This is a genomic window from Streptomyces sp. LE64, assembly GCF_052606915.1.
This window is the reverse complement of record NZ_CP199708.1, coordinates 6,382,471-6,394,350: the sequence shown is the minus strand read 5'-3', so window position 1 is coordinate 6,394,350 and position 11,880 is coordinate 6,382,471. Positions and strand designations below refer to the sequence as shown.

General features: G+C 73.5%; 10 protein-coding genes. 6 read left to right on the top strand and 4 right to left on the bottom strand.

Annotated elements, in window-relative coordinates:
• Positions 1-77 precede the first annotated feature (77 nt).
• A complete protein-coding gene (locus ACSMX9_RS28400) occupies positions 78-1,502 on the bottom strand; it encodes a dihydrolipoyl dehydrogenase family protein (protein WP_445398287.1) in 1,425 nt (474 codons plus the stop codon).
• A 78-nt stretch (positions 1,503-1,580) separates the two neighbouring features.
• On the opposite strand from ACSMX9_RS28400, the gene trxA reads away from it, so the two are divergent.
• Positions 1,581-2,102: a thioredoxin gene (gene trxA / locus ACSMX9_RS28395; RefSeq protein WP_445398284.1), complete on the top strand. Its 522-nt coding sequence runs from the start codon at positions 1,581-1,583 to the stop codon at positions 2,100-2,102.
• A 79-nt stretch (positions 2,103-2,181) separates the two neighbouring features.
• Here the strand turns inward: trxA and ACSMX9_RS28390 are convergent, their stop codons facing one another.
• Both ACSMX9_RS28390 and ACSMX9_RS28385 read right to left on the bottom strand, forming a co-directional pair.
• On the bottom strand, positions 2,182-3,618 hold the full coding sequence (locus ACSMX9_RS28390) for an aldehyde dehydrogenase family protein (protein WP_445398282.1): 1,437 nt from the start codon (positions 3,616-3,618) through the stop codon (positions 2,182-2,184).
• 222 nt (positions 3,619-3,840) lie between these two features.
• Positions 3,841-4,827 (bottom strand): LacI family DNA-binding transcriptional regulator, encoded by a 987-nt coding sequence (locus ACSMX9_RS28385; RefSeq protein ID WP_351241797.1) that lies wholly within the window; start codon positions 4,825-4,827, stop codon positions 3,841-3,843.
• A 367-nt stretch (positions 4,828-5,194) separates the two neighbouring features.
• On the opposite strand from ACSMX9_RS28385, the gene ACSMX9_RS28380 reads away from it, so the two are divergent.
• From ACSMX9_RS28380 to egtD, 5 genes are all read left to right on the top strand, one after another.
• A complete protein-coding gene (locus ACSMX9_RS28380; protein ID WP_445398280.1) occupies positions 5,195-5,641 on the top strand; it encodes a type II toxin-antitoxin system PemK/MazF family toxin in 447 nt (148 codons plus the stop codon).
• Between the two features lie 519 nt (positions 5,642-6,160).
• Complete coding sequence (gene egtA / locus ACSMX9_RS28375) at positions 6,161-7,438, top strand: ergothioneine biosynthesis glutamate--cysteine ligase EgtA (RefSeq protein ID WP_445398278.1); 1,278 nt, start codon at positions 6,161-6,163, stop codon at positions 7,436-7,438.
• Positions 7,435-8,793, top strand: a complete 1,359-nt coding sequence (gene egtB, locus ACSMX9_RS28370; protein WP_445398276.1) for an ergothioneine biosynthesis protein EgtB — start codon at positions 7,435-7,437, stop codon at positions 8,791-8,793. Before egtA ends, egtB begins: the two co-directional genes overlap by 4 nt.
• On the top strand, positions 8,793-9,560 hold the full coding sequence (egtC, locus tag ACSMX9_RS28365) for an ergothioneine biosynthesis protein EgtC (protein ID WP_445398274.1): 768 nt from the start codon (positions 8,793-8,795) through the stop codon (positions 9,558-9,560). Before egtB ends, egtC begins: the two co-directional genes overlap by 1 nt.
• Entirely contained in the window at positions 9,557-10,522 is a 966-nt protein-coding gene (gene egtD / locus ACSMX9_RS28360) for an L-histidine N(alpha)-methyltransferase (protein WP_445398272.1), read from the top strand. Before egtC ends, egtD begins: the two co-directional genes overlap by 4 nt.
• A 42-nt stretch (positions 10,523-10,564) precedes the next feature.
• Here the strand turns inward: egtD and ACSMX9_RS28355 are convergent, their stop codons facing one another.
• Positions 10,565-11,818 (bottom strand): extracellular solute-binding protein, encoded by a 1,254-nt coding sequence (locus tag ACSMX9_RS28355; protein ID WP_445398270.1) that lies wholly within the window; start codon positions 11,816-11,818, stop codon positions 10,565-10,567.
• Between the last annotated feature and the right edge of the window lie 62 nt (positions 11,819-11,880).

The following is an 11,880-nucleotide window of genomic DNA, read 5'->3' as shown; positions in this document are numbered from 1 at the left end:
CCCACGGAGAAACCGCGGCGAGCACGTTGTCGTGCTGGCGCTGCGGGGAAGAAGTGGCGGCAGTCGGTGGTGGGTACTCAACCCCGATACGTCTCCAGCAGCCGCAGCCACACCTCGCTGATCGTCGGGTACGACGGGACGGCGTGCCACAGGCGTTCCAGCGGGACCTCGCCGGCGACGGCGATGGTGGCCGAGTGGATCAGTTCGCCCACTCCGGGGCCGACGAAGGTGACGCCGAGGAGGACCTCCCGGTCCAGGTCCACGACCATCCGGGCGCATCCGCGGTAGTCGTCTGCGTAGAGGTAGGCGCCCGCGACGGAGGAGAGGTCGTAGTCCACCGCGCGGACGCGGTGACCGGCGGCTTCGGCTTCGGCGAGGCTCAGGCCGACCGCGGCGACCTCCGGGTCGGTGAAGACGACCTGGGGGACGGCGGTGTGGTCGGCGGTGGCGGCGTGGGCGCCCCAGCGGTCGGTTTCCAGGAGCGGTACGCCCTGGGCCCGTGCGGTGATCGCCGCGCCCGCGATCCGCGCCTGGTACTTGCCCTGGTGGGTGAGGAGGGCGCGGTGGTTGACGTCGCCGACGGCGTAGAGCCAGGGGTGGTCCGGCACCCGGAGGGTGTCGTCCACGGTGAGCCAGTCGCCCGGTGTCAGGCCGATGGTGTCCAGGCCGATGTCGTCGGTGCGGGGGGCGCGACCGGTGGCGACGAGGACCTCGTCCGCGGTGACCCGCTCGCCGTCGCCGAGTTCCACCGTGACGGCGTCCGCCTCCCGGGTCACCGCCCGTACCGAGGTGCCCGTGCGGACCTCGGCGCCGGCTCCGCGCAGCGCTTCGGCGACGAGGTCGCCGGCGAAGGGTTCCATCCGGGGCAGCACCCGGTCACCGCGCACCAGGAGCGTCACCCGGGAACCCAGGTGCTGCCAGGCGGTCGCCATCTCCACGCCGACCACTCCCCCGCCGATGACGACGAGCCGCCCGGGGGCCCGTTCGGCGCTGGTGGCCTCACGGCTGGTCCACGGGTGGGCTTCGGCCAGGCCGGGCAGGTCCGGGAGCCGGGCGCGGCTGCCGGTGCAGACGGCCACGGCGTGTCGCGCGGTGAGGTGGTGGGTCCGCCCGTCGGGTGCGGTGACGGTGACCCGGCGGGGGCCGTCCAGACGGCCGTGGCCGCGGTGGAGCCGGGCACCCGTCGACTCCAACCAGGTGACCTGTCCGTCGTCGCGGTGGTGGGCGGTGACCTCGTTCCGGTGGGCGAGTACCGCCGCGGTGTCGAGGGGCCCCTGGACGGCGTCGGCCAGTCCGGGGGTCCGGCGGGCGTCGGCGTGGGTGATCACGGGGCGCAGCAGGGCCTTGCTGGGCATGCACGCCCAGTAGGAACACTCGCCGCCGACGAGCTCGGCCTCGACCACCGCCGTGCTCAGGCCGGCCGCGCGGGTGCGGTCGGCCACGTTCTCCCCCACCGGTCCGGCGCCCAGCACCACCACGTCGTACTCGGTCGTCTCCGTCATGGGCACCAGTCTGGAGGCAGGTGTGTCGCCGGGCCACACGGGTACGCGTTCGACGGGCGCGCCCGCCCGTGGGCTCGGGTGGAATATCCCCCGGGGCGTGATCGTTGTGCGGAACGGTGCCGCCCGTTCGGCCGAAGGTCCGCCGGTGCGGCCGGGATCCCGGGGCCCCGAGGTCGCGGGCCCGGAGCAGAGCCCCCCGTCACGACCAGGAAGCAGGCAGCGGACATGAGCAAGACCGTGGAACTGACCAAGGAGAACTTCGACCAGACGGTCACGGACAACGAGTTCGTCCTGATCGACTTCTGGGCGGCCTGGTGCGGGCCGTGTCGTCAGTTCGCCCCGGTCTACGAGCAGGCCGCGGAGGCCAATCCGGACCTGGTGTTCGCCAAGGTCGACACGGAGGCACAGCCGGAGTTGGCACAGGCGTTCGAGATCCAGTCGATTCCGACGTTGATGATCGTGCGGGACCAGGTGGCGGTGTTCTCGCAGCCGGGCGCCCTGCCGCAGGCGGTGCTCGACGACGTGATCAGCCAGGCGCGGGCCCTGGACATGGACGAGGTGCGCAAGTCGATCGCCGCGGAGCAGCAGGGCGGGAGCTGATCGAGCGTTTCCTCGCGCGCTGCGCCCGGTGGCCCTCGACGGCCACCGGGCGTTGTTGTGGACGGGGTGTTCGCTCAGGTCAGAAGGGATGTGCGGGGACGTCCGCGTCGACGGTGATCCAGCGCAGTTCGGTGAAGGCGTCGGCGTTGGCGTCGCCGCCGAACCGGGTGCCGGTGCCGGACACGCCCGTTCCGCCGAAGGGGGCGAGGGCCTCGTCCCCGACCGTCTGGTCGTTGATGTGGGCGATGCCGGTGGGTATGCGTTCGGCGAGTTCCCGGCCCCGGGCGGCGTCCCGGGTGATGATGCCGAGGGAGAGCCCGTACGGACCGGCGGCGGCCAAGGCGGCGGCCTCGTCGAGGGTGGTGAAGGGGCGTACGGGGGCGACCGGCCCGAAGACCTCCTGGGCGTAGGCGGGGGTGTCGTCGTCGACGCCGGTCAGTACGGTGGGCCGGTAGTAGGGGCCGTCGTGGGTGCCGCCCGCGCGGATCACGGCGCCGGCGGCGACGCTGGCCTTGACCAGGTCGTGCACGGTGCGCGTCTGTTCCCGGTCGATGAGCGGCCCGAGGTGGACCTTGTCCCGGTGGGGGTCCCCCACGATCAGGGCGTCGGCCTTGGCGGCGAGCCGTTCGACGTACTCCTCGTAGTGCGAGGCGTGGACGAGGTGGCGACCGGTGGTCATGCAGATCTGGCCCTGGTGGAAGAAGGTCCCCCAGGCTCCGGCGGACAGTGCGGCCTCCAGGTCGGCGTCGTCGAGGACGATCAGGGCGGAGTTCCCGCCGAGTTCCAGGTGGGTCCGCTTCAGGTGCCGTCCGGCGGTCTCGGCGACCGAGCGGCCGGTTCGGGTGGAGCCGGTGAAGGAGATGACGGGGACGTGGGGGTCGACGAGGAGTTGCCGGCCGGGGTCGGGGCCGCCGGGGAGCACGTGCAGGAGGTCCGTGGGCAGGCCCGCGGCGTGGAAGAGGGCGCCGAGGGCGAGCCCGCCGGAGACGGCCGTGCGGGGGTCAGGCTTGAGGACGACGGCGTTGCCGAGCGCCAGCGCCGGGGCGACCGAGCGCAGGGACAGCACGAGCGGGGCGTTGAACGGCGCGATGACCCCGACCACGCCCACGGGCACCCGCTGGGTGTACGCGAGGCGGGGGGCCGTGCTGCTGAGCACCTGGCCGGTGGGGCGGGTGGCGAGGGCGGCGGCCTCGTAGCACTCCTGGGTGGCCACCGAGAGTTCGAAGTGGGCCTTGCCCGGCACCGAGCCGGATTCGCGCACCAACCACTCCCGCAGTTCGTCGCCGTGGGCGACGAGCAGGTCCCCCGCCCGGCGCAGCACGGCTGCGCGGTCGGCGGCGGGGCGCGCGGCCCAGGACCGCTGGGCGGCGGCGGCCCGGGCGACGGAGGCCGTGACGTCGCTGGGTCCGGCGCTGCGCACCCGGGTGAGCACGGCGTCGGTGGCCGGTTCGATCACGTCGTACCACGGGCCCGTCACGACGGGCGACTGCCAGGTCATGGGGTGGAGCGGGGTCATCGCGGGTTTCCCTTTCACCGAGGTCGGGCCGGGTCGGTCGTGGTGCGCCCGGGGTCGCCGCGTCCGGCGGGCCACGGGGTGGTGCGAGGGGTACGCGGTCGCCGGGATCGCCGCGCGGACGTACGGGGCCGGGCGGCCGGCGGGCTGTGGCACCGCGCGGGCCGCCCGGCCGGTGCCGGACTTTCCCGGTCGAACCGCGGTGCGCGGTCCGACCGGGCGGGGTCAACCGCTTTCGCGCTCCACGAGGACCGCGCCGAGGAGTTGCCGGGTGAGGGGCTCCACCGCCGGCTCGTGGACGACCCGGTCGACCAGTGCGGCGAGTTCCTGACCGGAGGGCAGTTCGGTGCGCACGGTGGTGAGCCGGGGGCGCAGCAACCGGCCGAGCATGAGGTCGTCGGCGCCGACGAGCCCGGTGTCGTCGGGTACCCGGATGCCTTCGTCCTGGAGGGCGCGCATCAGGAGCATCGCGTACTCGTCGTTGTGGGCGAAGACCCCGTCGAGTCCGAGGTCGCGCCAGCGGGCGGCGAGTCGGGCGGCGGAGGTCTCGTCGTAGCGGAGGGGGACCTCGACCACTTCGGCCCCGGATTCGTCGGCGCTCTCCCGGACGCCGTCGGTGCGCGGCCGGGAGAGCGCCTCGAACCCCTTCTCCTCGGGGACGATCACTCCGATGCGCCGTCGCCCGCGGTCGACCAGGTGGGCACCGGCCGTGCGCCCGACCGCGTGCTGGTCCATCAGCAGGGCGTGGGCTCCGGTGACCTGTCGGGGGCCGAAGGTGATGACCGCTCGGGCCCCGGACCGTTTGAGCAGGGACACGCTGCGCGGGCCGAGGTCGTGCACCCCGGGGGCGAGGACGGCGACGGGCCGTAGTTCCGCCCAGGCCCGGGCGGCTTCCTCCCCGCTCAGGCCCACCCGTCCGTACTGGACGACCGTGTAGTCCAAACGGCCGAGGGCCCATTGGAGTTCGCCGAGGAAACGGCTGTAGAGCGGGCTGACCGGCACGGCCGGGGTGGGCATGAGGACCATGCGGCTGTGCCCTGCCCTCAGGCTGCGGGCGGCGGCGTGCGGGACGTAGCCGAGCTCCTTGGCGGCTTCGTGCACGCGGCGCCGGGTGGGTTCGCTGATCCGCACGGCGCTGGTGTTGTTGAGGACGTAGGAGACGGTCGCTCGGGAGACTCCGGCGAGGCGGGCGACGTCGGCGCTGGTGGGCACCGCGCGGGTGAGGGGTCTGGGGGAGGAACGGGACGGAGTGGGACTGGCGTTGTGTGCGGGCTTGGTGGACGGGGAGTCCGTCAGGCGTGGGGCACGCCGCGGTACGGGCTCCCGCTCGGCTGACTGATCGGATACGCGCACGACGGGCTGCTCGGGTATCTGCACCATGACGCTCCGCATCCTTCCATGGGACCGAGCGGTATTTTCGGCCTACCTGGAATCGGCCAACTGCCTTTCTGGTAACGCTTGTTGACTATTGTTCAGGCCGGAGGGGGGCCGATCCGGCGCCACGGGCGGACCTCGGCCCCTCACCCGCCTGCGGTTCCCCACCCGGCGAAGGCGGCGGGGTCCTCCTACCGTGGCGCCCATGACCGACTTCCCCGAAGGTCCCGACGCCGCCGGTCGCTCCGGCCCGCACGCCACCCGGCAGGTCGCGGCGCACACCGCCGTACGGGTCCGCACCGACTACGCCCCCGATCCGGACGGGGACCCCGATCCGGGCGAGATCGTCTGGACCTGGGTGCCCTTCGAGGAGGGCGACGGCCGCGGCAAGGACCGGCCGGTGCTGGTCGTGGCCCGCGAGGCGACCGGCACCCTGCTGGCCGTGCCGCTGTCGAGCAAGCCGCACGAGGACCGCACCTGGGTGCCGATCGGCAGCGGCCCCTGGGACCGCGAGGGCCGTGACTCCTGGGTGGACCTGGACCGGCTCCTGCGCGTCCACGAGGACGGCATGCGCCGGGAGGCGTGCGCACTGGACCGGCCCCGGTTCGAGGGCGTGGTCGCACGGTTGCGCACGCTCCACGGCTGGCCCTGAGCCGCCGCGGGGGTCGGCCCCCGCCCGCCGCGGCGAGCACGATGGGTACCCGAATCAGCTCAGTGCGGGAGGCAGGCGTCGGGCGTTGTCCGTAGGGGCGGCGCGACGGAGGTAGACGCCGTACGGCGCGGGGTACCACCCGTGGGCCGCAGGACGGCCGGGCAGGGTGCCGCACCCCGTCGCACCCGGGCCCCGGGACGCACCGGTCCGACGACCGGAAGGGGCCCGGGGCGGACGTACGGGCGAACGGTGGCGCGGGCACGCTCCGGGGCGTCGACCCGGGTCGCGCGCGCACCCCCGCTGTCCCATGCTGTGCTCAGGGCCGAGCACCGCGTGCGCCCCGGGGCACTCCGCCGGGGCGTGCCGTCGAAGCATCCGGCCGCATCGTCCGATCGAGGGTCGCGGGCACCCTTGTGCGGACGGTGCCGACCGTCTTGGGTGGACGAGTACCACCGAACCGGGCCATCCCGGCCCGGTCGGTTCCAGGAACTCCACCTGAGGATTTGGAGGGTCCCGGCCATGTCAGAGAGTGACTGTACTCACTCCAGCACCCTGCTCTCGGACGCGGACACGGAAGAGCTGGTCCGCGGCATCTGCTTCAAGACCGGCCCGCCCCGCACCCTCGGCGTCGAACTCGAATGGCTGGTCCGCGCCGTCGACCGGCCCCACGAGCAGGTGCCCCGAGCCCGTCTGGACGAGTTGTACGCCCTGCTGCGCACGCTGCCGCTGCATTCGGCGCTCACCGTGGAACCCGGGGGGCAGTTGGAGCTCAGCTCCGCGCCCGCGCCCGCGCTCACCGAGTGCGTCACGGAGGTGGCGAGCGACCTGGCGACCGTACGGGCGGCCCTGCGTCCGCTGGGGCTCGCCCTCGTGGGGGTCGGCACGGACCCGTGGTGCGGTCCGGTGCGCTGGCTCCGGGCGCCCCGGTACGCGGCCATGGAGACCTACCTCGACCGCGCCGGGCCCGCCGGACGCATGATGATGTGCTCGTCCGCCTCGGTCCAGGTGTGCGTGGACGCGGGGTACGAGGAGCCCGGGCCGCTGGGCCTGGGGCGCCGCTGGCGACTGGCCCACCTGTTGGGGCCGGTGCTGGTGGCAGCGTTCGCCAACTCTCCCTTGGCCCGGGGCCGCCTGACGGGATGGCGCTCCACCCGGCAGGCGCTCTGGGCGGACATCGAGCCCGGCCGCTCCGCCGCCCCGCCGCTGGGGGCCGAGCCCCGCGCCGGGTGGGCCCGCCGGGTGCTGGACGCCCCGGTGATGTGCGTGCGCACCGAGGAAGGTCCCTGGCTGGTGCCGGACGGACTGACCTTCCGCTCTTGGATACGCGGCGGGCTGCCCCGCCCGCCGACCCGCTCCGACCTCGACTACCACATCAGCACCCTGTTCCCGCCGGTTCGTCCGCGCGGACACCTGGAGCTGCGGATGATCGACGCCCAGCCCGGGGAGGACGGATGGATCGTGCCGCTGGCCGTGACGGCCGCCCTCTTCGACGACACGGAGGCCACCGAGACCGCCTACCGGTGCGTGAAGTCGCTCTCCGAACGGGACGACGCACCGGCTCCCGGTAGCGAGCTGTGGCTGACGGCCGCGCGGCAGGCGCTCGGCGACCCGGAACTGCGGGAGGCCGCCGGGGTCTGCTTCGACGCCGCCCTGTCCGCGCTGCCCCGCCTCGGTGCGTCCGCCGGCGTCACCTCCGCCGTGGCGGCCTACGCGGACCGCTTCGTGCACCGCGGACGCTGCCCGGCCGACGAGTCGATCGAGGGCTTCGCCCCCCGTGGGAAGGACCCCAGCTCATGACCGAGTCCGCCGACACCACGCCGAGGGACCCCGATGCGGTGCGCGAACGTGCCCGGGAGGCCCTGCTCGGCGCCCGTGAACGCACCGCCCTGTTGACGGAGTGCGTCACGGACGGGGAGTTGACCTCGCAGGTCTCGCCGTTGATGTCACCGCTGGTGTGGGACCTCGCGCACATCGGCAACCAGGAGGAGCAGTGGCTGCTGCGGGCGGTGGCCGGGCAGGGGGCGATGCGCCCGGAGATCGACCCGCTGTACGACGCGTTCGAGCACCCGCGCGCCGAGCGGCCCTCGCTGCCGCTGCTGGCCCCCGCCGAGGCCCGCGCCTACGCGGCGGAGGTGCGCGGTCGGGCCCTGGACGTCCTGGACGCCGCCCCCGTGCACGGCTCACCGCTGCACGACGCCGGCTTCGCCTTCGGGATGATCGCCCAGCACGAGCAGCAGCACGACGAGACGATGCTCATCACCCACCAACTGCGCACCGGGCCGGCCGTGCTGACCGCGCCGGCCCCCCGGCCGGCGACCGCGTTCACCGGCCCCCACGAGGTCCTGGTGCCCGGTGGAGCGTTCACCATGGGCACCTCGGCGGAGCCGTGGGCGCTGGACAACGAACGTCCCGCGCACCGGCGCACGGTGCCCCCGTTCTTCCTGGACACCGTCCCCGTGACCAACGCGGCGTACCAGCGGTTCGTCGAGGACGGCGGCTACGACGACCCGCGCTGGTGGGAGCCGCGCGGCTGGGAGCACATCCGCGCGCACGGGATCTACGCCCCCCTGTACTGGCGCCGCGAGGGCGGGGTGTGGCTGCGGCGCTCCTTCGGGGTCACCGAACCGGTGGTGCCCGACGAGCCGGTGCTGCACGTGGGCTGGTTCGAGGCGGACGCCTACGCCCGGTGGGCGGGGCGCCGGCTGCCGACCGAGGCGGAGTGGGAGAAGGCGGCCCGCTTCGACCCGGCGACCGGTAGGTCCGCCCGCTATCCCTGGGGGGACGCCGACCCCGGCCCCGACCACGCCAACCTGGGGCAGCGGCACCTACGGCCCGCACCGGCGGGCAGTTACCCGGCCGGGGAATCGTTCCTGGGCGTCCGACAGTTGATCGGTGATGTGTGGGAGTGGACGGCGAGCGGCTTCGAGCCGTACCCCGGTTTCACCGCCTTCCCGTACCGGGAGTACTCGGAGGTCTTCTTCGGGGGCGACTACAAGGTGCTGCGGGGCGGTTCGTTCGCCGTGGGCCCGGTGGCCTGTCGGGGCACCTTCCGCAACTGGGACCACCCCGTGCGGCGGCAGATCTTCTCGGGCTTCCGCACCGCCCGTGACGCCGCCCCGGACCGGGGCGGCCCCCGGGAGGGGGTGCGCTGATGTGCCGCCACCTGGCCTACGTGGGCGCGGAAACGACGCTCGGGGCGCTGCTGACCGCACCGCCGCACGCCCTGCACCGCCAGGCGTGGGCGCCCCGCCGCCAACGGCACGGCACGGTCAACGCGGACGGCTTCGGGGTCGGTTGGTACGCCGACGGGGACCCGGTACCGGCCCGGTACCGGCGCACCGGGCCGATCTGGGCCGACCTGTCCTTCGCCGACCTCGCCCGGGTGGTGCGCACCCGGGCCCTGGTGGGCGCGGTGCGGGACGCCACCGTGGCGGACGCCGACGGGGAGGCCGCGGCGGCCCCCTACGCCTTCGGCCCGTGGCTGTTCAGCCACAACGGGGCGGTGCGGGGCTGGCCGCACACGGTGGTGTCGCTCGCCGCGGAGTTGCCGCCCGTCGACCTGCTGTCGCTCGCGGCCCGGTGCGACGCGGCGCTGGTGTGGGCTCTGGTGCTGCGGCGGCTCACCGACGGGGTCGCGCCGGGGCGGGCCCTCGCGGACACCGTCGCGCAGGTGGCCGAGGCGGCTCCGGACTCCCGGCTGAACCTCCTGCTCGCCGACGGGTCCGCCGTCGCCGCGACCGCGTGGGGCGACTCCCTGTTCGTGCTCTCCGATCCGTCCGGGCGGCCCGGCACCGGCACGGTGGTCGCGTCGGAGCCCTACGACGACGACCCCCGGTGGCGGCAGGTGCCCGACCGGACCCTGTTGACCGCCACCGCCACCGAAGTCCATCTGACCCCGCTCAAGGAGCCCGTCCCGTGAGCCCGTTCCGCCTCACCCGCACCCTGCCCGAGGACGCCTCGGGCGCGGCGCTGCGCGCCGATGTGCGCGCAGGTCTGATCCGAACCCCGAAGACCCTGCCGCCCAAGTGGTTCTACGACGCGCGGGGCAGCGCCCTGTTCGACCGGATCACCACCCTGCCTGAGTACTACCCGACGCGGGCCGAACGGGAGATCCTGCTCGCCCGCTCGCCCGAGATCGCCGCGGCGACCGGGGCCCGGACCCTGGTCGAACTGGGGTCGGGGTCCTCCGACAAGACCCGCCACCTGCTGGACGCCCTGGTCGGACTGCGGACCTACGTTCCGGTGGACGTCAGTGCGAGCGCGTTGGAGCAGGCCGGGGCGGCGCTGCTCGCCCAGCGGCCCGCGCTGGACGTCCACGCCCTGATCGCGGACTTCACCACGGCCGTCGACCTGCCCGTCGACGCCCCCGGTCCGCGGCTGGTCGCGTTCCTCGGCGGCACGATCGGCAATCTGCTGCCCGCGGAGCGGGCCGCGTTCCTGCACTCGGTGCGCTCCCTGGTGGCTCCCGGGGACGCGCTGCTGTTGGGGACGGACCTGGTGAAGGACGAGGCGACGCTGGTCGCGGCGTACGACGATGCCGCCGGGGTCACGGCGGCGTTCAACAAGAACGTCCTCACCGTGATCAACCGCGAGCTGGGGGCCGACTTCGACCTCGACGACTTCGCACACGTCGCCCGGTGGGACGCCGAGCGGGAGTGGATCGAGATGCGGCTGCGCGCCCGCACCGCGGTGACCGTGAAGGTGCCTGCGGTGAACCTGGCCGTCGACTTCGAGGCCGGGGAGGAACTGCGCACGGAAGTGTCGGCGAAGTTCCGCGAGGCGGGCGTCCGGGCCGAGTTGGCCGCGGCCCGGTGGGAGGTCACCCGCTGGTGGACGGACCGGGCGGGGCGGTTCGCGCTCTCGCTGAGCACGGCCCGCTGAGCGGACCGGCGCCGGTGCCCGAACGGGCACCGGCGCACGGGGTCAGCCCAGGGCCCGCGTGATCAGCATCGACGCCTTCTTGGCTTCGCTGGCGGGGTCGCTACCGGTGAGCACCGCCGTCATGTACTTCTTGATGGGGTTGTCCAGCTCGACCTTGCCCCAGTTCGGGGAGTTGGGGGTGGCCCGGCCGCGCACGGACCCCTCGGCCATCGCGGCGACGCCGGGCTCGCCGGCGACGACCCGGGCGAGGGTGGTCTTGTTGGGCACGTAGCCCATGGTCCGGGCCAGCTCGGTCTGCCACTTCTCGCCCGTCAACGCCTGGATCAGGGCGACCGCCCCCCGGCGGTCCGAGGTGTTCTCGGGGACGACGAGGACGGAGCCGCCGATGAAGACGGAGCCCTTGCGGTTCGCCGTCTTCCCCGGGATGGGGAAGTAGCCCAGCTTCTCCGCCACCTCCGCGTTGGTTTCCTTGATCTTGGCGGCGGCGCTCGGCAGGCTGACGATCTGGGCGATGTTGCCGCGGGCGAACTCCACGGCCTGGTCGGGGTTCTTCTCGTCCGACCGCTTCGGCCCCTTGCCCAGGGCCTGCAACTCGGCGTAGAAGTCCATGGCCCGTCGGGCTTCCTCGGTGTCGAGGGAGCCCTCCCAGTTGCCGGAGCGGTCGGTCGCCAGGTCCCCGCCCTCGTCCCAGATGAAACCGGCCAGCGTGTACCACTCCTGGCCGGGCAGGTAGATGCCCTGGACGTTGCCGCTGTTGAGGGTCTTGGTGATGGCCAGCCACTCGTCACGGGTCTGCGGCACCTTCTTGATGCCGGCTTGCTCCCACAGCTCCTTGTTGTAGATCACCACGCGGTTGGCGGCGAACCAGGGGATGCCGTACTGGCGGTTGTTGAACTGTCCCGGCTCCGAGAGGCCGGTGACCCAGTCCTCCATGCCGAAGTCACGCGCCGACTCCAACGTGAGTTCCAGCAGCCCGCCCTCGTCGACGTACTGGGCGACCTGGGTGTTCCCGACCTCGATCACGTCCGGGCCGCCGCTCTTGGAGTCGAGCGCCTCCCTGATCTTCTGACCGATGCCTTCCCACTCGAAGATCTTGACCTTCAACTCGACGTCGCCGTGTTCCTTGCCGAACCATTCCCTGAACTCGTCGAGGAACGCATCGGAAGCGCTGTCCTTCATCAGCCACATGGTGATCGTGCGGCCTCCCGAACCCCCACCCGGCAGGATGCTGCACCCGGTGGCGAGGGCTGCGGTGGTGCCCAGGGCTAGCGAGAGGACGGTCCGGCGGCGGGGCATCACATGGGTCGCTTTCTTCCAACAGCAAGGGGAACATCAACCCGATGTGGGGGAAGAGCGTC

Bases quoted from the DNA above. Each gene is read 5' to 3' on its own strand.
- ACSMX9_RS28400 (WP_445398287.1), bottom strand. From the start codon at position 1,502: ATGACGGAGACGACCGAGTACGACGTGGTGGTGCTGGGCGCCGGACCG.
- ACSMX9_RS28390 (WP_445398282.1), bottom strand. From the start codon at position 3,618: ATGACCCCGCTCCACCCCATGACCTGGCAGTCGCCCGTCGTGACGGGC.
- ACSMX9_RS28380 (WP_445398280.1), top strand. From the start codon at position 5,195: ATGACCGACTTCCCCGAAGGTCCCGACGCCGCCGGTCGCTCCGGCCCG.
- egtA (WP_445398278.1), top strand. From the start codon at position 6,161: ATGTCAGAGAGTGACTGTACTCACTCCAGCACCCTGCTCTCGGACGCG.
- egtB (WP_445398276.1), top strand. From the start codon at position 7,435: ATGACCGAGTCCGCCGACACCACGCCGAGGGACCCCGATGCGGTGCGC.
- egtC (WP_445398274.1), top strand. From the start codon at position 8,793: ATGTGCCGCCACCTGGCCTACGTGGGCGCGGAAACGACGCTCGGGGCG.
- ACSMX9_RS28355 (WP_445398270.1), bottom strand. From the start codon at position 11,818: ATGCCCCGCCGCCGGACCGTCCTCTCGCTAGCCCTGGGCACCACCGCA.